The organism is Algoriphagus sp. oki45, from assembly GCF_036245605.1.
Taxonomy (GTDB): domain Bacteria; phylum Bacteroidota; class Bacteroidia; order Cytophagales; family Cyclobacteriaceae; genus Algoriphagus.
On the sequence record NZ_BTPC01000002.1, the window covers coordinates 930136 to 953631 of the forward strand.

The following is a 23496-nucleotide window of genomic DNA, read 5'->3' on the forward strand; positions in this document are numbered from 1 at the left end:
TCAGCCAGTTTTTTTTCTATTTCCTACCCATACCCCCAAAATAACGGCTGCGATTCCAAAATAATGGCCCAAGAGCAAGACCTCCCCATCCAATACTCCCCATAAAATCGCTACTATAGGAATGGTGTAGGTAACCAAGCTGGCGAAAAAAGGTCCGGATCGCTTTACCATGATATTGAACAGAATGAGGGCAGTACCGGTACCCACCATACCGAGTAGGGTAACGTAGCCCAAGGCCTCTAGGGCATTCGGATGGGAGACCATCTTGTATGAGAATTGGGTGCCTGCAAAAAGGTACATCAAGGCCACTGGCAAAATCATCAAAAGAGAAATCGAGGAAATCTCAATGGAAGTAAGTTTTGTAAATCGGGTTTTGATCACATAGAGATTGAAGCTGTAACAGATGCAAGCTGCTATCACAAACAGGGCGTAGGAATTGATTCCGCTCAGGGAACTCCAGCCTCCGCCTTCCTTATAGGCTACCAAAACTATCACTCCGGCAAAAGCAATAATTAATCCCAGGAGATTTCTCCGGGTGATTTTGGCATCAAAAAATAAGGCCCCCACCACGACTACAAAAAGAGGGGTCAAGGCATTCAAAACCCCGGTCAGAGAACTGCTCAGCTGGGTCTGGGCCATTGGAAACAGGAAGGCAGGAATAAAGCTCCCCAAAAGGCCGGAAATAAGCAGGTTTTTGATCTGTGTTTTATTCAGATTTTTAATTCTGGGAAGGGAAAGAGGAAGAAGAAGCGAAGCTGCTGCCACCATACGATAAGCGCCGACTTCACCGGGAGTGAACACCTCCAGTCCTCTTTTGATCAGAATAAAAGAACTTCCCCAAATCAGGGTGAGAATGGTCAGCAGGCCCCAGCTTAGCAGACTATTTTCTGAGGATGAAGAGTTCATTTGGTTGGTGGCAAAATTAAGATTGCAAAAGAAAGCAATCCAACCCAGAAAAGTTCAAAAAAAAGACCTCCGGAGAAATATCGGGAGGTCTGGTTGATTTCATTTTTCAAAATTCATATTCTGAATAGGCTTCAGCCACCTGATCGAGAATTTCACATACCTGCGAATAAGTGTCAGCAGTGACCATTTCGGTTCGGTAGGGTTTGAAATTGGGCATGCCTCGGAAATAGTTGGTGTAATGCCTTCTCATTTCCAAAATTCCCTGTTTTTCGCCCTTCCATTCGATCGAGAAATCCAGGTGTTTTTTGGCCACTGCCAGTCTTTCAGCCAAATCCGGGGCAGGAAGTTTCTCTCCCGTGGCCAGATAATGCTTGATTTCATTGAAAATCCAAGGATAGCCAATGGATGCCCGACCAATCATCATTCCATCCACATTGTATTTGGATTTGTATTCAGCTGCCTTTTCAGGGGAATCAATATCTCCGTTACCAAAAACCGGGATGTGAAGCCTTGGGTTGGCTTTGACCAGATTCAGCCAGGACCAATCTGCCTCTCCTTTGTACATCTGCTGTCGGGTTCGGGCATGAATGGAAATGGCCTGTATCCCTACATCCTGAAGTCTTTCGGCCACTTCCACGATTTTGATCGTCTCATGACTCCATCCCAGACGGGTTTTGACTGTCACGGGAATATTTACCCGCTTGACAATCTCAGCGGTCATAGAGACCATTTTGGGAATATCCAACAGAATTCCGGCACCGGCTCCTTTGCAGGCTACTTTGTGAACTGGACAACCGTAGTTGATATCCAAAATGTCAGGTCCTGCCTCCTCTGCGATGGCCGCTGCTTCCCGCATGGATTCGATCTCATTACCAAAAATCTGTATACCTATGGGACGTTCATAGTCGTAGACATCGAGCTTTTGGACACTTTTGGCAGCATCCCGAATCAGTCCTTCCGAACTGATAAATTCCGTATACATAAGATCAGCGCCATTCTGCTTGCATACTGCCCGGAAAGGCGGATCACTCACATCTTCCATCGGTGCGAGCAGCAATGGGAAGTCACCTAATTCTATATTTCCAATCTTAACCACTTCTCAATTCTAAATTTGGCGTAAATTTAGCCCAAATATGGAGATTTACGAAACTCAGGCAGAAATCGCCCAACGCAAAAGCTGGCTTTTGTCCTTGGTAGTCATTGTGTTAGTGACTTTTGGAACCCTGATCCTGCTTCAGGCCATTTCTTTGGCCTTTGTTCCTTTTCTTTTCAATCTGTCTGTAGAAGACCTTTTGGGTCTGATGTCAGGCAATTATGATGTGCCAAATGGACGGATGGCTTTGCTCTTCGTACAGGGAATCGGTTCGGGAATAGGCTTTTGGGTTGCGGCATGGATAATTTTGAAATACATTGAAAAAGCCGATCTACATTGGGAAATCCAAGGTGAAAGAATCAATTCCAAAAATTTGATTTTAGCCCTTGGAATCACTTTGGGTGCGATGCTTTTCAACGGACTTTTGGTGTATTGGAATGCGCAACTGACCCTTCCTGAATCCATGTCCGGATTGGAGACTTGGATGAAAGAGATGGAAACGCAACTGATGGAATTGACCAAATACCTGACTGATTTCCAGACTATTCCTGAGCTTTTAGCAGGAGTACTTGTGATAGGGGTTTTAGCCGGAGTGGGAGAAGAGGTGTTTTTTCGGGGACTCATTCAGCCCAAGATGCAGGGATATTTCAAATCTGCCCATTGGGGGATCTGGATTACGGCTATCATTTTCTCAGCAATCCACGTTCAGTTTTATGGATTTGTCCCAAGGGTATTTTTGGGTGCTCTGTTTGGGTATTTGTATCATTATTCCGGTAGTCTTTGGTATCCCATTTTAGCTCATATTTTCAATAACGGGCTCACAGTCTTGATTGTCTATTTTTCCAATCAGGGCGCTTTTGAATTTGATTTGGAGTCTACGGATACAGTTTCTTATCCCGCCGCTTTGTTTGGGCTTTTGGTTCTTATTCTGGGATTCCTTTACTTTAGAAAAGTCAACCTAAAGACAAATGCAGAATTGGATCAGGGTATTTGAGGATCAAAATCAGATCAGAGCTGAAATAGTGAAAGGAGTTTTGGAAGAAAATCAGATTCCTGCCGTGGTTCTCAATAAAAAAGAAACAGTCTATAAACTTTATGGGACATTCGAGGTACTTGTGCCCCACGACCAAGCCCTGATAGCTCTCCAACTGATTCAAAATGAGATCACGTTTTAATATCAATAATTACAGCAATCTCGGACAGCGTGCCATCACCGCGGTGATTGGGGCTTTTATTGTAGTCGGTGGATCGATTTATTCCGATTGGACTTATTTCTTGATTTTTGGAGTCATTTTGGCTTTTTCTCAGATGGAGTTTTACAAGCTTTCGGGCTTGGATGGGATGTTACCGCTGAAGAGTTTTGGTACTGTCTTGGGGTTAATGATTTTCACGCTGACCTTTATGATCGAAAAAGAGCGGCTTCCCCATGAATACCTCTATTTGATCTTTCCCTTAGTCTCCCTCACCTTTTTCATCAAATTGTATAAAAAGACCGACAAAAAGCCTTTCACAGGGGTAGCATTCACTTATTTGGGAATATTCTATGTGGCAGTGCCTTTTTCGCTATTGAATCTGGCCGTGTTTTCCGTAGGCGCAGAATACCATTATGAGATCCTGATTGGATGCCTTTTGATTCTTTGGGCAAGCGATACCGGGGCCTATTTTGCAGGGACCAAGTTTGGAAAGACTAAGCTGTTTGAGCGGGTCTCACCCAAAAAGTCCTGGGAGGGGTTTCTCGGAGGGGCTTTTTCAGCCATTGTTGTAGCTTTCTTGATTTCCCAATATTTCCACGTCTTGGCCGACTGGAAATGGCTGGTCATTGCCGGGATAATCATTATTGCAGGTACTTATGGAGACTTGATTGAGTCTCTGTTCAAGCGCTCGATTGAGATCAAAGACTCCGGAAATGGGCTTCCCGGACACGGAGGATTTATGGATAGATTTGACGGATTGCTACTCTCAGCCCCATTTATTACTGCTTTTTTGAAAATCTTTTAATTCTTTACGGGCAGACTGAAAAACCTCTTAAGTTTGTATCGCATTTCACTTAATAATCAAACCCAATATGGCTTACATTGAACCGGCCCCAATTAAGGATAAAGAGAATCCATTGGAGTCAATGATGGAGAGATTCAATATCGCGGCTGAAAAGCTGGGACTTTCTGATGAAGTCTACAATGTATTGAAGAATCCTGCCAAGCAAGTAATCGTCTCTCTTCCCATCACCATGGACAACGGAAAAATCCAGGTATTTGAAGGGATTCGGGTGATTCACAGTAATATTCTCGGACCTGCAAAAGGCGGGATTCGTTTCGCCCCGGATGTGCACCTGGATGAAGTAAGAGCACTGGCAGCTTGGATGACCTGGAAGTGTGCCGTGGTGGACATTCCTTATGGTGGAGGTAAAGGTGGTGTAAGATGTAACCCCCGCGAAATGTCCAAAGGAGAAATCGAGCGACTGATGCGAGCTTATACCATGGCCATGATCGACGTATTTGGTCCGGACAAAGATATCCCTGCACCGGATATGGGTACCGGTCCTAGAGAAATGGCCTGGTTGATGGACGAATATTCCAAAGCACACGGAATGACCGTTCCTGCTGTGGTGACCGGAAAGCCTTTGGTTTTGGGTGGTTCTTTGGGAAGAACAGAAGCAACTGGACGTGGAGTAATGGTTTCCGCTCTTTCAGCAATGCAAAAACTAAAAATCAACCCTTTCCAAGCGACCTGTGCAGTACAGGGTTTTGGAAACGTGGGAAGCTGGGCAGCTCAGCTTTTGGAAGAAAGAGGGCTTAAAATCACCGCGATTTCTGACCATACCGGAGCTTTCTACAACGAAAAAGGAATCAATATCGAAGAAGCAATCAAGCATAAAGAAGCCAATAATGGAACTTTGGAAGGCTTCAAAGGGGGAGACCTGATGGAAAATCCCGGCGACTTGTTGACTTTGGATGTGGATGTATTGGTGCCTGCAGCACTTGAAGACGTGATCACTGCCGCCAATGCGGACAAAATCAGGGCAAAATTGATCGTAGAAGGGGCAAATGGTCCCACTTCTGCCAAGGCAGACGCCATCATCAATGACAAAGGAATCATGGCGGTACCTGATATATTGGCTAATGCCGGTGGGGTTACTGTTTCTTATTTTGAGTGGGTTCAAAACCGACTCGGTTACAAATGGACTGCCGACCGGGTAAACCGACGCTCCGACCGTATCATGAAGGATGCTTTTGAGCACGTGTATCAAGCATCCAAAAAATATGACGTTCCAATGCGAATTGCAGCGTACATCGTTGCAATAGACAAAGTAGCGAAGACCTACACCTTCCGCGGAGGTTTCTAAATCAATTAATAGAATCTAGTATCTTTGAGGCGTGGATGATGAATCCACGCCTTTATTTATCTCATACCATGACTATACATAGAGAAGGAAGAGTTCTGTTATTTTGGCTTTTGATCATTTTGGTAGCAGGAAACTACCTGATTATCTATTTCTACCCGGATGCCAGACTTTGGTCAAATGTTGCCATTTTGGGAAGCTTGGTATTTTATCTGATTATTCTGCAGTTTTTCAGAAACCCAATTTTCAAACTTCCAAAAGATGATAGCTTGGTATATGCCCCGGCTGATGGAAAAGTGGTAGTGATCGAGGAGGCTTTCGAAGATGAATACCTCAAGGAAAAGCGTAAGCAAGTCTCTATTTTCATGTCTCCGATTAATGTGCATGTCAATCGCTCACCAGTCAAAGGTGTGGTGGAATTTTTCAAGTATCATCCCGGAAAGTACCTCGTGGCTTGGCATCCCAAATCCAGTACCGAAAACGAAAGGACTTCCATGGTGCTAAAGACCGAATCCGGAGTGACCATCATGGTGAGGCAAATTGCAGGAGCTTTGGCCAGAAGGATCAAATGGTATGTCAAGGAAGGAGATCAGCTGGAGCAAAACGGGGAATTTGGATTTATCAAGTTTGGATCGAGAGTGGATTTGTACCTTCCCTTAGATGCGGAGATTTTAGTCTCCATGGATCAAGTGACCAAAGGAGGAAGGACCCCAATTGCCCGATTAAAGCACTAATTTCAGGTTGGTTTTTTTATCCTTTGTAGCGGATTCACAGTAGCGATCGTAATTACGAAGAACAATCACTACTGACTTTTATGAAAACTTTCTTTTACACCTTATCTCTCGCGTTGGTAATAAGCCTTATTGGCTGTCAAGAGTCTGAAGAACCTATCCAGCCCTTAATTTCCGGAACTTGGGAGAATAGGGTCTTTGATGAATCAATTGAACTTTGGTTTGTGGAGGTGCTTACTTTCAAGAATGATAGCGTGATGAGGGTTCAGAAGATTGTTCGGGAGACCGAAACAGGCCCAACTCTGGGTTATAGGTTGATTGCTGATTCGTGGTATAAACTAGAGGGGGATATTTTCCAATATTACTATGCAGACGCCTTGATTTATTTTGGAGGGGGAGCAGATTCAGATGCGCTACCTTACGGGACTAAAGAACAACTTAATCCCGGGATTGTGGACTTTTTCAGAATTCCGACCGGAACTATTACATTTTCTCCTGATAAAAAGCGATTTGAATTTCAGGAGGATTGCTGGCGTGTCGGTACGACTGAGGACTGTTTGCCTTTTCCGATGAGGGAATATATCCGGGTCAATTGATTTTTTTCTTGCTTTGGTAAAGTCCGTATCCCAAACCCAAGCTGCTAAGGAAAAAAATCACACTTGTCCATTCCAGGGTCCTTCTAGAAGAAATTACAGCGTCTATTTCTTTGTCCTTTTCTGATAAGGCCCTTTTTAAGGCCTGAACGTCCTGCTCCAAGCTCAGGGTAATGGTCTTGTAGTCATCCTTTTCCTGGGAAATCACCGTGGTCTCGATTGCCCCGATCATTTTGAGTTCATCCATGATCTGATTGTCTTTGGCTAAAATTCTCTCCAACCATTCTTTGGTTTCGATCATGTCCTTTTTGGTACGATTTCCAAAAATCCCTGACTTTATGGATTCTGAGCCCTTCCATTGTCGGTGTAGACTTTCCCGCTCAGCAACCAGTTTCTCCAGTTTGGCACTTTCCAGGTTTGCAGATTGAGTCAAAGTCAGCAAAAAGGTGAATATAAAAATCAGCATAGTCTTCCGTTTATCGTGTACTTTTGCAAAATACAAGCCAATTCAGTAGGCGGTTCTCAGTAGGCAGTTGTTCGAGTTAAACTATCAGCTTTCTGATTATAGACTTCTGACTTGAAAAAAAAGTAGTGAAAATCCCATAAAGAAGCAGCCATATAGAGAGTGCTTTCTTCAACTTACTACTTACTATTTACCACTTACACTCTTTCCCCGCCTACTGTCCACTGCAAACTGCCATCTGCCTACTCCAAGCCGATCTTCCACCCCCGGGTCATTTCCTTTTTTCCGGGAGGTCCCGGAAGAGTCTCCACTTCCAGCCCGAGATCTTTCAGGTCTCGTTTGACTTGTCCCTTTGCACAGTAGGTAGTAAAGACAGCGCCTGGACGCATATTTTCTACAATTTTGGCCAGCATGGGTTTTTCCCATAGTTCCGGTTGCTTGCTTGGGGCAAAGGCATCAAAAAAGACCACATCCATAGGGTAAAGCTGCGCCTCCTCCAAGGTGACCTGGTCCTTTTTCATATTAAAATAGTCCGACAAAGGTCCTCCAGAATTCCAAGGGGCTGTATGAAGGGCTTCAAAATACTTATGGTAATGCCAAATGCCGTGGTCATGCTCAATGTAATTGAGCTGGGAATAGATCTCTTTTGAAAGAGGAAAGGGGTCGATCGTATGGTAAAGGACCGGGATCTTATTCTGCTCAGCCCACACCAAGGTAAGCCAAGCGTTTAACCCGGTGCCAAAACCCACCTCGAAAATCCGAATAGGATATTTTCGGGGATTTCTTGCCAGCCAGGCATCCAACCCGTAAATCATGAAAACATGGAGAGATTCCCGGTAAGCTCCGTGAAAACTATGATACGTCTCCTGTAGACCCTCATGATAGAGAGAGTGAGAACCATCCTCGGTAGTGATGATTTTTACTTTTTCGCTCATACCTTATAAATCAATGCAGTACAGTAGGCAGAAATCCCCTCTTGCCTGCCCACGAATCCCAACCATTCGGAAGTCGTTGCTTTGATGGAGAGAGCCTCTTCACTTACGTTCATGACTTCAGCAAGGCAGGTTTTCATGGCAGGAATGTGTGGATTGAGCTTGGGGAGTTGAAGGCAAACTGTGGAATCCAGGTTTCCCACATCGTAACCTGCCTCACGGATCATTTTCATCACTTCTTTCAAAAGGATTTTACTGTCAATTCCTTTGAATTTTGGGTCTTTGTCAGAAAAGTGATAGCCGATATTGCGCATGTTTGCAGCTCCCAAAAGGGCATCGCAGATCACATGAATCAATACATCTGCATCAGAGTGCCCCACGGCTCCTTTTTCAAAGTCGATTTTGATGCCTCCCAGCCAGAAATCGTATCCTTCCTTGAGCTGATGGACATCGTACCCAAATCCAATTCTAAATGGTGTCATAGTGCTTGCGCTTGGTAATAAATCACGGAAGATTGATTTTCATCGAGTAGTTTTTTTGCCCAGGTTTGGATTTGGTCCGGATTAAGGGCTGACTTCTTTACAAATTCTTCCTCATACATATCAGGACTTCCCAAGTGGGCATAATAGGCCAGATTCATCGCCCGATTGAGTAATTGAATCGATTCATAGACCTTCATGCTTTCTGATTGATTTTTGATTTTTTGAAGTTGATTTTCAGAAATGGGGCTTTCTAAAAACTCCTCCAGAACTTCATCAAGTGCCTCTTCAGCCTGCGTTGCCTTGATGTTTTTTTCCATTTTTCCGGAAAAGACCAAAAGGCCAGGATCTACAGATCCGGTAATGTAAGCGCCAACGGAGGCAAATCGGTCCCCGTTTCTTACAAGTTTCTGCTCCAAAAGGGAAGACTTGCCAAATCCCAATAAATCGGTAATCAGATCCGCTTCCAAATAACCATCTTCTCCTCGAGCGGGCATTTTGAATGCTTTATATAAAGCATCAGTTGGAACTCGGGCCTCCAATTGCTGTGCTTTTCTGCCGGTTTGGGGCAATTCTTTGGCTATGGACTTCAGGTTGGACTCCGGATTTGGAATAGGACCAAACCATTTTTGCGCCAGCCGAAGGACTTCTTGATGATCGATATTGCCTGCCACAACCAAAATGGAATTGGCCGGAAAGTAATTTTCTTTGTAAAATTCCCACACATCTTCTTGGGTGTAGTTTTCGATGTCCGATAGCGATGCTCCAATGGTCGGCCATCGATAAGGATGGGAATCGTAAGCGAGCTTTCGCATATGGTGCCAGACATCTCCGTAGGGTTGATTCAGATACCGCTGCTTGTATTCTTCTAAAACCACTTTCCGCTGAGTTTCGACCGTTTTTTCAGAAAGAGTCAGTTGCAGCATGCGATCAGATTCCAGCCAGAAAGCCGTCTCAAGATTGCTGGGAGGCAAAGTCATGTAGTAATTGGTGATATCCGGGCTGGTAAAGGCATTGCAGGATCCTCCTGCCCGTTCCAAAGCACGATCAAACTCCGGGACATTTGCCGAACTTCCAAACATCAGATGCTCAAAAAAGTGAGCCAAACCGGTTTTTCCGGGCTTTTCAAATCGTGAACCCACTTTATAAAGAAGATTAAACACAGCAATCTTGCTGTTGGGGTCCTGATGGGTGAGCACTTCAAGACCATTATCCAAGAAGTTCCTTTGGTAGGGAATCATGAATTGGGAATGTTTCGGGTAAATAAAAAGTTCAAGGGGGTATTTTGTTTCTTTTTCAGAAAGAAAAAGCAATTTAGCCTTCTCTGACTGCCACTGATGTAAGATGTCCTGATTTTTGGAAAAAAAAACGAACTTTGGCCAAAACGACTCAGTTACTCTCCCCAAAATCACTCCACCTCTAGATGAAAAAGTACTGTATTGATCTTGATAAAACCGGCCAGTTTTCATCGTTTTTTTTGGATTACATTGAGGGAAAAGAAAGTCTCCGTTCATTTTACACCCATCTTCCCCGGCTGGAAAGCTTCAGCGAGGCGATACAAGCCAAAACCTTTTCGGAGTCAAAAAGAAAAATCCTTCACGATGCTCTATTGGAGCAATATCAATCGCTTTCTCTCAGAGAGGAGGTTCAGTCCAATATTGTATCACTTCTCGACCAAAAGACCTTTACAGTTACCACAGGACATCAGCTGAATTTGTTTACTGGGCCATTATATTTTATATATAAGATTGTTTCTACGATCAATCTGGCAAGGAAACTGAAGAGCGAATTTCCTCAATATCACTTTGTGCCAGTGTATTGGATGGCAACAGAAGATCACGATTTTGATGAAATCAATTATTTCAAACTTGATGGCAAAAAGTATCAATGGAACAGTAATCAGACGGGGGCAGTAGGGGATTTTGAGCTGGATCAGAGCTTTCGGGACTGGATGAAAGGGATTCATTTTGCCCCTGAGGTATTTAAAGAAGCTTACTTAAATAGTAAAACTCTTGCTGAGGCTGTAAGAAAATATGTAGATGGGCTTTTTGGGCAGGAGGGTTTGATTGTGGTAGACGGAAATCATTCTGATCTCAAAAGGGCCTTTGCTCAAGTTATAGAAGAGGATCTGTTTCATCATTCGCCTTATCGGCAAGCAGAAGAATACACTCAAAGACTGGAAGATTTAGGCTATAAAAGTCAGATTTATCCCAGAGAGATTAACTTTTTTTACCTGGATAAAGGAATTAGGGAACGAATTGAGCAGGTGGGAGAGAAGTATCAGGTGCTGAATACTGAGCTTTCTTTTTCCGGAAATGAAATGAAGGACCTGATTCAGGCCCACCCTGAGCGGTTTAGTCCAAACGTTGTCCTTCGGCCCCTCTACCAAGAAATGATTCTGCCTAATTTAGCTTACTTAGGCGGTCCGGCAGAGGTAGTTTATTGGCTGCAGCTCAAAGGAGTCTTTGAACACTTCCATACACCTTTCCCGGTTTTATTGCCAAGAAATTTTGGTCTTATTGTAGATCAAGTCACTTCAAGAAAAATGAATCAACTGGGCTGGACAGCAATGGATTTGTTTCATGATTATTCCTTATGGAAAAAAAGCTATGTAGAGACCCATGCTTCGATAGATTACAGCATGGACGAGGAGAAGAACAAGCTAATTCATCTTTTTCAGGAAAAAGGAAAGGAAGCCGAAGGCTTGGAAAAGAGTCTGAAATCGGCATTCGACGCGGCACAGGTACGGAGTCTGAAAATTCTAGACCATTTGGGGGGTAAACTGAGGAAAGCAGAAGAAAGAAGACAGGAGGTGGTTCTCAGTCGGGCCAGAGCAGTTTTGGATTTTGCAGCTCCCGGTGGAGTGCCTCAGGAGCGGACGGTAAATTTTATGCAGTTTTATCTGGAGAATCCAGGGATGATTTCTGAATTGATGAAAAATTTCGATCCATTAGAGTTTAAGCTATTTGTTTTCCAATACGAATGATCACCAGCGCCAAAGAACAATTGAGGTCCTCCTACCGGGCTCGTAGGATGGAGTTTTCTCCCGAAGAAGTAGAAAGCAGATCTAAAGCTATATCAGATCGAGTACTGGATTGGCTTCAATCGCACCCTGAAATCAATCATCTTCACTTGTTTTTCCCTATTATCAGGTTTAATGAGATCAATACCTTTCTGCTGAGAGAGGAGCTGGATAAAATCGGGAAAACTCTATATACTTCCCGGGTGAACCGAAGCGCTACAGAGCTGGAGACTTTGAAGCTGCCAAAGGAAGCTGAGTTTTTTGAAGATGAATGGGGGATTCCGGTTCCTCAGGAATCCATTCAGGTGTCTTCTTCCAAAATCCAGTTGGTATTTGTGCCTTTATTGGCCTATGACATAAAAGGAAACCGGGTAGGATTTGGGAAAGGGTATTATGATTCGTTTTTGGGAAGTATGAATCAACCGGTGGTAAAAATGGGTTTGAGCTTTTTTTCTCCAGAAGATCAAATAGAAGCCGAACCCCATGATGTTTCTCTTGATTATTGCATTACACCGGAAAAAGTCTTTACTTTTTCTCATTAAATCTATTACTCTTGAAAAACAGCTACTTTCTAAGGATTTTCCTTTTTTGCCTCCTTTTTTGCTTTTCTGCCATTCATTCTAAAGCGCAATATAGCTTTAGGGATTACAATGTCATGGTGGGAATCCGTGCTGGAACCTCTTTAGGAGGATCAGTAAAACATTTTGTGACAGATCATTCTGCACTGGAGTTGATGGTTTTTAATAGATGGAAAGGCTGGAATGCCAGCCTACTGTATGAGTATCATATGGATATCAGGGAGTTTCGTGGGATGGAATGGTATGTGGGTGGAGGAGTGCATTATGGAATATGGAAAGAGCCCAAAGCTGAGCCGCCTTGGGTATACAAAGGGACTGAAGATTACAGACCTTTCGGAGTAGATGCAATTGTAGGATTAGAGTATAATTTTTATAATACTAACTTCTATTTAAGTCTAGATTGGAAGCCTGCATATAATTTTGTTGACTTCACAGACCTTTGGTGGGACGAAGCGTCCTTCACGTTAAGATATTCCTTCTAAATTTAGAAAACCGGTTAAAAAATGAACCGGTTTTTTCATTTTTTGCAAAAAAAAGCTAAATCACTGTGCAAGAAGGAAATGAATATTTTGTTTTTGAAAAAAAGAATTCAGGTGATTTGTCAAAAATATAAAAAATCAAAATTTTATATTGAAAAATAAGGTTTGAGTGATTTTTTTCATCAAAAACAGTCAATTTTTCAATAAATGACAGAGATTCCGAGTTTTTTTTCGATTTAAATTTTTTTTTGATTTTTCACTTTTTTGGGATTTCTCAGAATATTGTTTTGCTAATGTTAAAAAATCCACCATAAGCAGTTAATAATTGTTAATATTAGGGTATTGCGCCAAATAATTAGCTTTTTCTTCCGCTCAGACGAATTTTTTACCGCTTTTGAAATTAAAAAAGAATAAATTTTCTTTACGGATCAACTAAACTAAATACCTTATGAGAAAAGCTTTACTCTTTGTTGTTGCGCTTTTCACCATGGCCCTCAGTTTTGAGGTGTCGGCGCAACAACGGGTAATTACCGGACAGGTAATTTCCGAGGAAGACGGACTAGGGTTGCCAGGAGCAACTGTTCTCGTGAAGGGTACAACAGTGGGAACTACCACCGATTTGGATGGTAATTATTCCATTAATGTGCCTGCGGGATCAGATGTTCTTATTTTCTCCTTTGTCGGACTCAAGTCCGTCGAAGAAGCAATTGGCAATCGCTCCGTAGTGAATGTCACTCTGACGACTGACGCGTCTCAACTATCCGAAGTGGTAGTAACGGCGATCGGTATCGAAAGAGAAAAGAAAGCACTGGGTTACGCTGTAACTTCAGTAGGCAATGAGCAGCTTGAAAATCGCCCTGAAGCTGACGTTGCCCGTGTATTGCAAGGAAAAGTACCAGGGGTAAACATCACCTCTACCAATGGTATGTCCGGTTCCGGTACTAACATGGTAATCCGTGGTTACTCTTCCGCAACTGGTTCTAACCAGCCTCTATTCGTAGTAGACGGTGTTCCTTTCAACACCAGCACCAACAATGCCAACGGATTTACTACCGGTGGTGCTGCGACTTCTTCCCGATTCTTGGACATCGATCCAAATAACATCGAGAGCATGTCTGTATTGAAGGGTCTTTCTGCAACAGTACTTTACGGTGACCAAGGACGAAACGGGGTAATCTTGATTACTACCAAGTCTGGTGCGTCAAAAAGAAAAGCTGCTGAAGTAACTGTTAACCAGTCCTTCTTTGCCAACGAGGCGGCTTCTTTGCCAACCTACGGCCAAGTATATGGAAATGGTTTCCAGCAAGCTCCTGGATTCTTCTTCTCCAACTTTGGACCAAGAATGGACGAGGGTCGTACAGTTAACCACCCATATGCTACTTCATCCGTTGCGGCTGTAAGAAATGCCTTCCCTGAGTTTTGGGTTGATGGAATTATCGGAGGTACTCCAGTGCAGTACGAGTATAAGGCTTATGCCGATCCTTCTGAAATTTTCTTCAGAACCGGTTTAGTATCCAATACTTCTGTTCAGATTGCAGGTGGTTCTGATCGCACCGGATTCAATGCCAGCTTTGGTTATACAGATGAGGAAGGATATCTTCCAGGCAACGACTTGGAAAAATTCAACTTCGGTTTGGGTATCAATTCAGCCATCACAGACAAGCTATCTGTGAATTCTTCATTTACCTATGCGATCACCAATTTGTTGACTCCTCCGGTTAACGCGGCATTTGGATCCGGTCCATCAGGTGGTATTCCTTCTGTATTTGCTCACGTTCTATATACTCCGAGATCTGTGGATTTGGCAGGTTTGCCTTTCGAGAATCCGGTGGACAGAAGTTCAGTATACTACAGAGGAGGTAATGATATCGTTAATCCTAACTGGTTGGTAAGAAACTATGTCAATTCTTCAGACGTAAGCCGTTTCTTCAACTCCACTTCAGTAAACTATGACTTGAACGATAACTTTTCTATTACTTACCGATTGGGATTGGATACCTACTCTGAGGTACAGGAATTGAGATACAACAAAGGAGGGCCTTCCTCCTCATTGGCTACCACTTCAGGATACTATAGAACAATCAATATTACCAATACAATTTGGAATCAGGATTTGATCATCAACTGGAAAAAAGACTTCTCTGAGAAATTTGGAATGAGTGCTTTGATCGGTGGAAACTCCAGATTTGACGACTACGAGCAAGTAGGTGTAGCCTCTCAAGGCCAGTTGGCTTTCGGTTTGTTCCGTCACTCTAACTTTACTAATTCTTCCAGTAATGATGCTTATTCAGGGAACAACATGAATTTCATTACCCAAGAAAGAAGATATGGGGTGTACACCAACATCACTTTGGATTATTCTGACTATCTGTTCTTGAATTTGGCTGCTAGAAATGACTGGACTTCTACTTTGGAGCCAGAAAACAGAAGTATCATTTATCCTGGAGCTTCTATCTCCTTCATCCCGACTACTGCATTTGATTGGAATTCTTCCACAGTCAATGACCTTAAGTTGAGATTAGGATATGGTACCTCGGCAGGTTATCCTTCTCCATACAGGACAAGAAACATCTTGAATCAAACTGCCCGTGCTTTTGATAGGAATGGTGTTACTGCTACTCATGCTGTAGCAAACCAATTGGGTAACCCTAATTTGAGACCTGAATTGATCGGTGAATTAGAATTTGGTGTGGAAGCAGTAATGTTTAATAACAAATTAAGATTTGACCTTTCTCTGTATGAGAAAAATACTTCGGACTTAATTACGCAAGCTCCAATTGACCCGTCTACCGGCTTTACCAGTACTTTTATCAATATTGGAAATATCAGAACAAGAGGTGCAGAATTCCAAGCAACAGTAACTCCCATTTCGACCGCTTCAGGATTTGAGTGGAATTCTACTTTGAACTGGTCTAAGTACCAAAGTATTGTTACCGAACTTGGAGGAGGATTGGAAGAAATTGTAGTTGATGGATTTACCAATTTGGGTAACTTCGCCATACCAGGAAGACCATTTAACATTATCAAAGGTATTGGCTTTGACCGAGTTCCAGAGGGACAAGAGTTTGCTGGACAACCAATCATTCTTTCAAACGGTGTGCATAAAGCCGCTGTTGACTTGGTAGAATTGGGAGATCCTAACCCTCAGTGGACTAGTTCTTGGATCAACAACTTCACTTATAAAGGCTTTACCTTCAACTTCATGTTAGAGTATCGTCACAAAGGTGTGGTTTTCTCCAACACTGTTACTGCAACATTGGCTCGAGGTGTAACCAAAGACCCAGTAGCAGATCGCGAAATGACCTTCATTATGCCAGGTGTAAGACAAGATGGTGTCAAGGCAGATGGTTCTCCAAACTACATTCCTAACGATTACCAAATTACTGCTTCTGACTACTTCTTCTCCGGTTATCAAGGAGCAACTGATGAGCCAAACGTATTCGATGGTAGTATGTGGAGACTTCGTGAAGTGTCTTTGGCTTATCAGCTTCCGAATAACCTGATGTCCAAGACTCCTTTCAAGAGAGCTTCTATCGCAGTAAGCGGAACCAACTTGTGGTTCTTGGCTGTCAACTTCCCTCCAAACATGAACTTTGACGTGGACGTGTTGGGAACAGGTGTTGGTAACGGACTTGGATTTGATTTCGTGACTGGACCTAGCTCAAGAAGATTGGGTGGAACGTTAACCCTTACATTCTAACCCTAAACAGACACTATTATGAAAAGAATTTTATATAGCATGACCTTGGCAGGCAGCTTGCTTTTTGCCACTTCATGTGAAGAAAAATTGGATGAACTTTTGGAAAACCCAAACGCGGTTAACGCTGAGACGGCTTCTCCAGATTTTCTTTTGAACAGGATACAATTAGATTATACAGATCTTTGGTTTGGTTTATCAGATGACGGGGAGAGACTTACCCGTATGATCAACCAAGGTTCAGCCCTATATGAACTTGCGTATACCCCTACTGCTAAAAATGGTACTTGGGTTGGGGCTTATGCGGAAATCTTAGCGGATGTTGACTTTCTTCTTCCTTTGGCTGAAGAATCAAATTTCCAACGTCACATGGGAATCGCGAAGACCATCAAGGCCATGGTTTTGTTCGATCTGGTAGACACCTTTGGAGATGTTCCGTTTTCCGAGGCTTTGGATGCGGCAAACTTTAACCCTAATGTGGATTCAGGTGCTTCTATTTACGAAGCTGCATTTGGTCTTTTGAACGAGGCGGCCGCTCACTTCACAGCTAACTCTGCCGGAAATCCTAATGATTATTTCTATAACAGAAATTATACAAGATGGGTAAAACTGGTTAATACCTTGAAGTTGAGATATTTCTTGACCAAGCGTTTAGTAGATCCTTCTGGTTCTACCGCAGGTATCAATGCGCTGATTGCGGAAAACAATATGTTGGGTACAGGGGATGACTTTGTATTCCGTTTTGGTACTTCGCAGGCTGACCCAGATTCCAGACATCCTAAATTTGCAGGTCAATATACAGCAGGTGGTGGTGACTATCAGTCCACGTTCTACATGTGGCATTTGACCGAAGAAAAAGGTTTTGATGATCCTCGTGTAAGATATTATATGTATCGTCAGTCTTTGACAAATACTACCAATCCTGATGAGCAAGAGTGTATTACTCAGCTTGCTCCTCCTCAATATTTGGTTGGTGGGTTTGTTTATTGCAATCCTGGGACAAGAGGATATTGGGGTAGAGATCATTTGGATCCAGATGGTATTCCACCAGATGGTTTGAGAAGAACTGCCTATGGTACTTATCCAGCCGGTGGCCGTTTTGATGACAACTCCGCTGCTCCTGTGAACAATCCTTCCTTGGGTGCTGCAGGAGCGGGCCTTCATCCAATCATGTTGGCAGCTTACGTGGACTTTATGTTGGCTGAAGCTGCTCTGACTCTTGGTACAACTGGAAATGCTAAGTCTTTGATGCTTTCGGGGATTACAAAGCAGATGAATTTTGTTAGAACCTTTGCTTTAGCAAGTGCTCAAGGTGCCGCAATCCGTACGTTTGATCCTGATGATCAGTTTACCCGATCTAGAGATAACTACCTTTCCTTTGTAGGCGACAGATACGATGCTGCTGAAAACAACACCGAGAAGATGAATGTAGTCGCTACTGAGTATTGGTTGGCACTTTACGGAAATGGTTTAGAATCGTACAACCTCTACAGAAGAACGGGTATGCCTTTAAGAATGCAACCTGCGTTGGAAGAAATTCCTGGGCCGTTTATCCGATCTTTCTTCTATCCATTGAACTACGTGGTAACCAATACCAATGCTAAGCAAAAGGATAATCTAGCTCAGCAGGTGTTCTGGGATAATAATCCTCCTTCACCTTGGATTTATTAACCAAAAAATTAGAAAAACATGAAAATGCTAAAATATAGTTTCGGCTTGCTCGCAATTGCGCTTGTCTTTCTAAGCTCCTGTAGAGATACGGTAACGCCTAATGTGCCTTACACTGATTTCGATAACGGGGCTTATTTAAGAACTATTGCGAGAACAAGCACAACGTTCAATTTCTTCGACCTAGCCAATTCTAAATTTGCTTTGACGCTTGAAGCAGTTGATAATGAAGATGGAGCTACAGTTCAAACTGTAGAGGTACGGGTAAGACATAGAAGATTAATTCCGGGTGTAGGTTTGGAATTCACTCCTGCTAATGATGTTCTAGTTACTACCTTGCAGGCTTCTGATTTTCAGCCAAACGCTGATTCTCGTTTCCTTCGAACCTCTTTTGAAGTGTCTGCTTCAGCTGCTATTTCAGCAGTAGGTTTGACTCCTGCGGATATTGAAGGTGGTGATGTCTTTGAATTCCGTTTGGTATTGAATGACAAGTTCGGTAGAAGATTCAGCTCTGACAATGTGACTACGAACGTTGCGGGTGCTCCTTTCTATGCATCTCCGTTCCAGTACCCTGTGTCTGTAATTTGTCCTTCTGATTTGGCTGGTACTTACCAGTTTGATCAGATTGATACATTCTGCGGACGTACAGTTTCTGGTTCTATTACCTGGACAGCAGTTGCAAACACTCCTGGTGCATATACCCTCTCTGATGGTACCTTCGGTGCTTGGAGCGTGTGCTACACTGGTACTCCTTGGGGTAACGGAAACGTGAGAATCAACGATGCTTGTAATGTACTGTCCATGTCTGGTACTGATAGATTTGGAGATTCTTACTCTATGACTGTAATTAGTTCTACTCCTCAAGTATTGACTCTTGAATGGGAAAATACCTATGGAGAGTTTGGAACTGTTGAAGTTAAGTCTAACGCTGGTAAGCCTTGGCCTAATTTCAGATAGTCTAATCCTTTTGGATTGGTTAAGCAGCGTTATTTGGCGCTGCTTTTCTTTTTTTATATGAATATTTGCTAAAACAAATAAGCGGTTTTTTAATCTAACAATTTGATCCTAGTTTTGTTAGGCTTTCAAAAACACACCATGGATAAATTTTCATACATCGCCAATGCGCATGTTTCCTACATCGATGAGTTATACTCTTCGTTCAAAAATGACCCTTCCTCAATAGACCCAAGCTGGAAAGAGTTTTTTGAAGGATTTGACTTTGCCCTTGCCAATTACGGTGAGGAAGAAAATGGTTCTTCTTCCTCAGTCGCAAGCTCTTCTTCTCTTCCAAAAAATGGTTCATTGGCCACTCCGGGGACAATTATGGATATGGAGCAGCTGCCCAAGGAAATTAAGGTACGCGCTCTAATTCACGCCCATCGATCCCGAGCTCATTTGAGGTCAAAGACCAATCCGGTCAGAGAGCGTCGCGATCGAAAAGCCTTGATCGATCCTCAGGATTTTGGATTGGGAGATGCGGATATGAATACAGTATTTCAGGCTGGAAATGAAATCGGAATAGGAAGCGCAAAACTTTCAGACATCATTTCTGCCCTAAAAACTATCTATGAGGGTCCGATGGGTTTTGAATATCTGTATATCCGTGATCCGGAAATGCTGGATTGGTTCAAAACCAAAGTAGAGAAAGAAGCTTTGGCCTTCAACCCTTCTGTTGAAGAGAAGAAAAGAATCTTATTTAAGCTGAACCAAGCTGTTGTATTTGAAAACTTCCTTCATACCAAATATCTGGGTCAGAAGCGGTTTTCACTTGAAGGTGGTGAAAGTACTATCCCTTTTTTGGACGCTGTTATCAATACCGCGGCAAAAAATGGAGTGGAAGAAGTGATGATAGGAATGGCTCACCGGGGACGTCTCAATGTCTTGGCAAATATCATGGGGAAAACCTATGAGCAGATTTTTTCTGAATTTGAAGGCACTGCCAAGCCGGATTTAACAATGGGTGATGGGGATGTGAAGTATCACATGGGTTATTCCTCCGATATCGTTACTCCTGAAGACAACAAGGTTCACCTTAAGCTTGCCCCTAACCCTTCTCACCTCGAAGCTGTAAATCCCGTGGTTGAAGGATTTATTCGCGCGAAGATTGACTCAGAGCATCAAGGAAATGCTAAAAAAGCTCTTCCAATTTTGATCCACGGTGATGCTGCAGTAGCCGGACAAGGCATAGTTTATGAAGTAACCCAAATGGCTGGTTTGAAAGGATACAATACCGGAGGCACCATCCATTTTGTAATCAATAACCAAGTAGGTTTTACTACCGACTTTGACGATGCCCGTTCCTCGATCTATTGTACAGATGTAGCCAAAATTATCGATGCGCCTGTAATTCACGTGAATGGAGATAATGCTGAGGCCGTTGTTTTTGCGGCTAAGTTGGCTGCGGAATTCCGTCAAAAATTCAGCAAGGACATTTTCGTTGACATGGTTTGCTACAGAAGACATGGTCACAACGAGTCCGACGAGCCTAAATTTACTCAGCCAGAGCTGTACAATATCATTTCCAAGCATCCCAATCCAAGAGAGATCTACATTAAAAGATTGACTGAGAGGGGTGATTTTGATGCCAAAATAGCTGCTCAAATGGATGAGGAATTCAGACAACTATTGCAGGATCGTCTGAATATGGTAAAAGAAAAACCTTTGCCTTATCAAGCTACGAAGTTTGAAAGAGAATGGGGAAATCTTCGCCGGTCCAAGCCTGAAGATTTCGAGCAATCTCCTGAGACAGGTATTCAAGAAGATCAAATCACCAAAGTTGCAGAGGCCTTAACTACTATTCCGAAAGGATTTAAGCCGATTAAGCAGATTGAGGTTCAGATGAAGCAAAGAAAGGACATGTTCTTTGAATCCAAAGAATTGAACTGGGCAGCTGCTGAGCTCTTAGCTTATGGCTCTTTGCTTTTGGAAGGAAAAACTGTGAGAATCACTGGACAGGACGTTCAGCGAGGTACCTTTTCCCATCGACATGCAGTCATTCACGATGCCAATACCAACCAACCTTACAATTCTCTAAAGGAAATGAAGGAGAGAAAGGGTCAGTTTCATATCTACAATTCCCTTTTGTCTGAGTATGCAGTATTGGGTTTTGAATATGGATATGGGATGGCTAATCCAAATTCCCTGACTATTTGGGAAGGACAGTTTGGGGATTTTGCCAATGGAGCCCAGACCATGATAGACCAGTTTATTTCCTCTGGTGAATCCAAGTGGCAAAAGCAAAATGGGATCGTCATGCTGCTCCCTCATGGTTATGAAGGTCAAGGTCCAGAACACTCCAATGCCCGACCAGAGCGCTTCCTTCAGCTTTCTGCCGAGTACAATATGATCGTAGCCAATGTGACTGAACCTTCCAATTTCTTCCATTTGCTGAGAAGACAATTGACTTGGGACTTTAGAAAACCATGTGTTGTCATGTCACCAAAGTCACTGCTCCGGCATCCAAAAGTGATTTCTCCTCTTTCTGAATTTACCTCAGGAAGATTCAGGGAAGTGCTGCCGGATACAACCGTGTCGGCAAAAGATGCCAAAAAGGTGATCCTTTGTTCCGGAAAGGTCTACTATGATTTGGAAGAAGCAAGAGAAAAAGAAAAAATCAAGAATGTAGCTATCATCCGCATTGAGCAGCTTCATCCACTTCCTAAAAAACAAATTCTGGAAGTCTTAACCCAATACAAAGGGGCTGAAGTCGTATGGGTACAGGAAGAACCTGAAAATATGGGATATTGGAATTACATTTTGAGATTGCTATACAAGGAACTACCGATGCAGGTCATTGCTCGAAAATCAAGTGCATCCCCTGCGACCGGTTACAACAAAGTCCACGTAGAAGAGCAAAAGAACATTGTTTCTCAAGCGCTAAAAGTATAATCTTATTCCTTTACCGGAGCCAATTTGACTCCAATCCATAAATTCATTTGTATAAACCTCCTTTCTTTAGCCAGAAAGGATAAAAAAAATAACCATGAGCAAAGAAATGAGAGTGCCTACAGTAGGTGAATCCATATCCGAAGTCACCGTAGGTCAATGGTTTAAAAAAGACGGAGATCAGGTTCAGATGGACGAGGTCCTTTGTGAACTTGAATCCGATAAGGCAACCTTCGAGTTTCCTGCAGAAGCTACAGGTATCTTGAAAATAAAAGCACAGGAAGGCGATACGGTAGAGATCGGTGGATTGATATGCATAATTGAAGAATCAGGATCCGGCTCTAGCCCAGAATCTAAAGCTCCCGAAGAAGCAACGCCTTCCAAAAAATCTTCTGCTCCATCAAGCAGTGGAGAGGTTAAAGAAATGATAGTCCCTACAGTGGGAGAATCCATTACTGAAGTGACTTTAGCGAACTGGATTAAGAAAGATGGAGACTTTGTCAGCCTGGATGAAATCATCGCTGAGGTGGACTCTGATAAAGCCACTTTTGAGCTACCCGCTGAAGCTACCGGTATCCTACGCCATGTGGCTAAAGAAGGGGATGTGCTCGGAATCGGAGGCCTAATCTGTAAAATTGAAGTTACAGAAGAAGCTCCCGAAAAAGGAAATGCCAAACCTGCCAATGAGGAAAATCAAACTTCTTCCTCATCCCAATCTGACTCCTATGCTTCCGGACACGCCTCTCCCGCAGCTGCCAAGATACTTTCAGAAAAGGGAATTAAGCCTGAAGAAGTAAAAGGAACTGGCAAAGACGGAAGGATCACTAAGGATGATGCTCAAAATGCTGAAAATCCAGCTCCAAAGGTTGAATCCAAAACAGAAAGCAAATCTGATGCTCCGGCTGCTCAAGTCGCCCCTCAAGGAGGTCCAAGAGACGAGCGTCGTGAGAAAATGTCTTCTTTGAGAAAAACAGTATCAAGAAGATTGGTAGCAGTCAAAAATGAGACCGCCATGTTGACCACCTTCAATGAGGTAAACATGAAGCCTATAATGGATCTAAGGTCCAAATTCAAAGATCAATTTAAAGAAAAGCACGGTGTGGGTCTTGGATTTATGTCTTTCTTCACCAAGGCTGTATGTGTGGCACTTCAAGAATGGCCTGCCGTCAATGCTAAGATTGATGGGAATGAAATCATTTACCACAACTACTGTGATATTTCCATTGCAGTATCTGCTCCAAAAGGCTTGGTGGTCCCTGTTATTCGAAATGCCGAGGGGATGAGTTTTGACCAGATTGAAAAAGAGGTGGTACGGTTGGCTACCAAAGCGAGAGACAACAAGCTTTCTATCGAAGAAATGACCGGAGGGACCTTCACCATTACTAATGGAGGAGTCTTTGGGTCTATGATGTCCACTCCGATCATCAATGCCCCTCAGTCTGCAATATTGGGTATGCACAACATCGTTGAGCGTCCAATGGCAGTAAATGGCGAAGTGAAAATCCTTCCTATGATGTATGTGGCTCTTTCTTACGATCACAGAATCATTGATGGAAGAGAGTCTGTCAGCTTCTTAGTTCGGGTGAAGCAGTTACTTGAAGATCCTACACGCCTGTTGTTTGGAGTCTAA

Annotated in this window: 20 protein-coding genes; 14 read left to right on the forward strand and 6 right to left on the reverse strand. The window is 43.1% G+C overall.

What is annotated here, in order from left to right; all coding sequences use genetic code 11:
- A complete protein-coding gene (locus AAA942_RS13630; protein ID WP_338220834.1) occupies window positions 1–906 on the reverse strand; it encodes a DMT family transporter in 906 nt (301 codons plus the stop codon).
- A gap of 106 nt (window positions 907–1012) precedes the next feature.
- Window positions 1013–2002 (reverse strand): tRNA dihydrouridine synthase DusB, encoded by a 990-nt coding sequence (gene dusB / locus AAA942_RS13635; RefSeq protein WP_338220835.1) that lies wholly within the window; start codon window positions 2000–2002, stop codon window positions 1013–1015.
- Between the two features lie 37 nt (window positions 2003–2039).
- Here dusB and AAA942_RS13640 point away from each other — a divergent pair, with 37 nt between their 5' ends.
- From AAA942_RS13640 to AAA942_RS13665, 6 genes are all read left to right on the forward strand, one after another.
- Window positions 2040–2993, forward strand: a complete 954-nt coding sequence (locus AAA942_RS13640; protein WP_338220836.1) for a CPBP family intramembrane glutamic endopeptidase — start codon at window positions 2040–2042, stop codon at window positions 2991–2993.
- Window positions 2968–3174, forward strand: a complete 207-nt coding sequence (locus AAA942_RS13645) for a putative signal transducing protein (protein ID WP_338220837.1) — start codon at window positions 2968–2970, stop codon at window positions 3172–3174. Before AAA942_RS13640 ends, AAA942_RS13645 begins: the two co-directional genes overlap by 26 nt.
- Window positions 3158–3997 (forward strand): phosphatidate cytidylyltransferase, encoded by an 840-nt coding sequence (locus tag AAA942_RS13650; protein ID WP_338220838.1) that lies wholly within the window; start codon window positions 3158–3160, stop codon window positions 3995–3997. Before AAA942_RS13645 ends, AAA942_RS13650 begins: the two co-directional genes overlap by 17 nt.
- 67 nt (window positions 3998–4064) lie before the next feature.
- Window positions 4065–5342 (forward strand): Glu/Leu/Phe/Val family dehydrogenase, encoded by a 1278-nt coding sequence (locus AAA942_RS13655; RefSeq protein ID WP_338220839.1) that lies wholly within the window; start codon window positions 4065–4067, stop codon window positions 5340–5342.
- A gap of 68 nt (window positions 5343–5410) precedes the next feature.
- On the forward strand, window positions 5411–6073 hold the full coding sequence (locus AAA942_RS13660; RefSeq protein WP_338220840.1) for a phosphatidylserine decarboxylase family protein: 663 nt from the start codon (window positions 5411–5413) through the stop codon (window positions 6071–6073).
- An 80-nt stretch (window positions 6074–6153) separates the two neighbouring features.
- A complete protein-coding gene (locus AAA942_RS13665) occupies window positions 6154–6666 on the forward strand; it encodes a hypothetical protein (RefSeq protein ID WP_338220841.1) in 513 nt (170 codons plus the stop codon).
- On the opposite strand, the gene AAA942_RS13670 is transcribed toward AAA942_RS13665, so the two are convergent.
- From AAA942_RS13670 to AAA942_RS13685, 4 genes are all read right to left on the reverse strand, one after another.
- A complete protein-coding gene (locus AAA942_RS13670) occupies window positions 6659–7129 on the reverse strand; it encodes a Clp protease ClpB (RefSeq protein WP_338220842.1) in 471 nt (156 codons plus the stop codon). The genes AAA942_RS13665 and AAA942_RS13670 overlap by 8 nt on opposite strands.
- 239 nt (window positions 7130–7368) lie before the next feature.
- Window positions 7369–8061, reverse strand: a complete 693-nt coding sequence (gene mnmD, locus AAA942_RS13675) for a tRNA (5-methylaminomethyl-2-thiouridine)(34)-methyltransferase MnmD (protein ID WP_338220843.1) — start codon at window positions 8059–8061, stop codon at window positions 7369–7371.
- A complete protein-coding gene (gene ispF / locus AAA942_RS13680) occupies window positions 8058–8540 on the reverse strand; it encodes a 2-C-methyl-D-erythritol 2,4-cyclodiphosphate synthase (RefSeq protein ID WP_338220844.1) in 483 nt (160 codons plus the stop codon). The genes mnmD and ispF overlap by 4 nt, the downstream gene beginning before the upstream one ends.
- Window positions 8537–9778 carry a M16 family metallopeptidase gene (locus AAA942_RS13685; RefSeq protein WP_338220845.1) on the reverse strand — a complete coding sequence of 414 codons (1242 nt, stop codon included), beginning with the start codon at window positions 9776–9778 and terminating at the stop codon, window positions 8537–8539. Before AAA942_RS13685 ends, ispF begins: the two co-directional genes overlap by 4 nt.
- Window positions 9779–9960: 182 nt before the next feature.
- Here AAA942_RS13685 and bshC point away from each other — a divergent pair, with 182 nt between their 5' ends.
- From bshC to odhB, 8 genes are all read left to right on the forward strand, one after another.
- Window positions 9961–11523, forward strand: coding sequence for a bacillithiol biosynthesis cysteine-adding enzyme BshC (bshC, locus tag AAA942_RS13690; RefSeq protein ID WP_338220846.1), 1563 nt, complete (start codon window positions 9961–9963; stop codon window positions 11521–11523).
- Complete coding sequence (locus AAA942_RS13695) at window positions 11520–12101, forward strand: 5-formyltetrahydrofolate cyclo-ligase (RefSeq protein ID WP_338220847.1); 582 nt, start codon at window positions 11520–11522, stop codon at window positions 12099–12101. Before bshC ends, AAA942_RS13695 begins: the two co-directional genes overlap by 4 nt.
- Before the next feature lie 11 nt (window positions 12102–12112).
- A complete protein-coding gene (locus AAA942_RS13700; protein WP_338220848.1) occupies window positions 12113–12619 on the forward strand; it encodes a hypothetical protein in 507 nt (168 codons plus the stop codon).
- Between the two features lie 445 nt (window positions 12620–13064).
- The gene (locus AAA942_RS13705) at window positions 13065–16316 is read left to right on the forward strand and encodes a SusC/RagA family TonB-linked outer membrane protein (RefSeq protein ID WP_338220849.1); all 3252 of its coding nucleotides are present in this window, start codon (window positions 13065–13067) and stop codon (window positions 16314–16316) included.
- Between the two features lie 18 nt (window positions 16317–16334).
- Window positions 16335–17984, forward strand: coding sequence for a SusD/RagB family nutrient-binding outer membrane lipoprotein (locus AAA942_RS13710; protein WP_338220850.1), 1650 nt, complete (start codon window positions 16335–16337; stop codon window positions 17982–17984).
- A 201-nt stretch (window positions 17985–18185) separates the two neighbouring features.
- Window positions 18186–18938 (forward strand): hypothetical protein, encoded by a 753-nt coding sequence (locus tag AAA942_RS13715; protein WP_338220851.1) that lies wholly within the window; start codon window positions 18186–18188, stop codon window positions 18936–18938.
- A gap of 138 nt (window positions 18939–19076) precedes the next feature.
- On the forward strand, window positions 19077–21869 hold the full coding sequence (locus AAA942_RS13720) for a 2-oxoglutarate dehydrogenase E1 component (protein ID WP_338220852.1): 2793 nt from the start codon (window positions 19077–19079) through the stop codon (window positions 21867–21869).
- A gap of 94 nt (window positions 21870–21963) precedes the next feature.
- Window positions 21964–23496: a 2-oxoglutarate dehydrogenase complex dihydrolipoyllysine-residue succinyltransferase gene (odhB, locus tag AAA942_RS13725; protein ID WP_338220853.1), complete on the forward strand. Its 1533-nt coding sequence runs from the start codon at window positions 21964–21966 to the stop codon at window positions 23494–23496.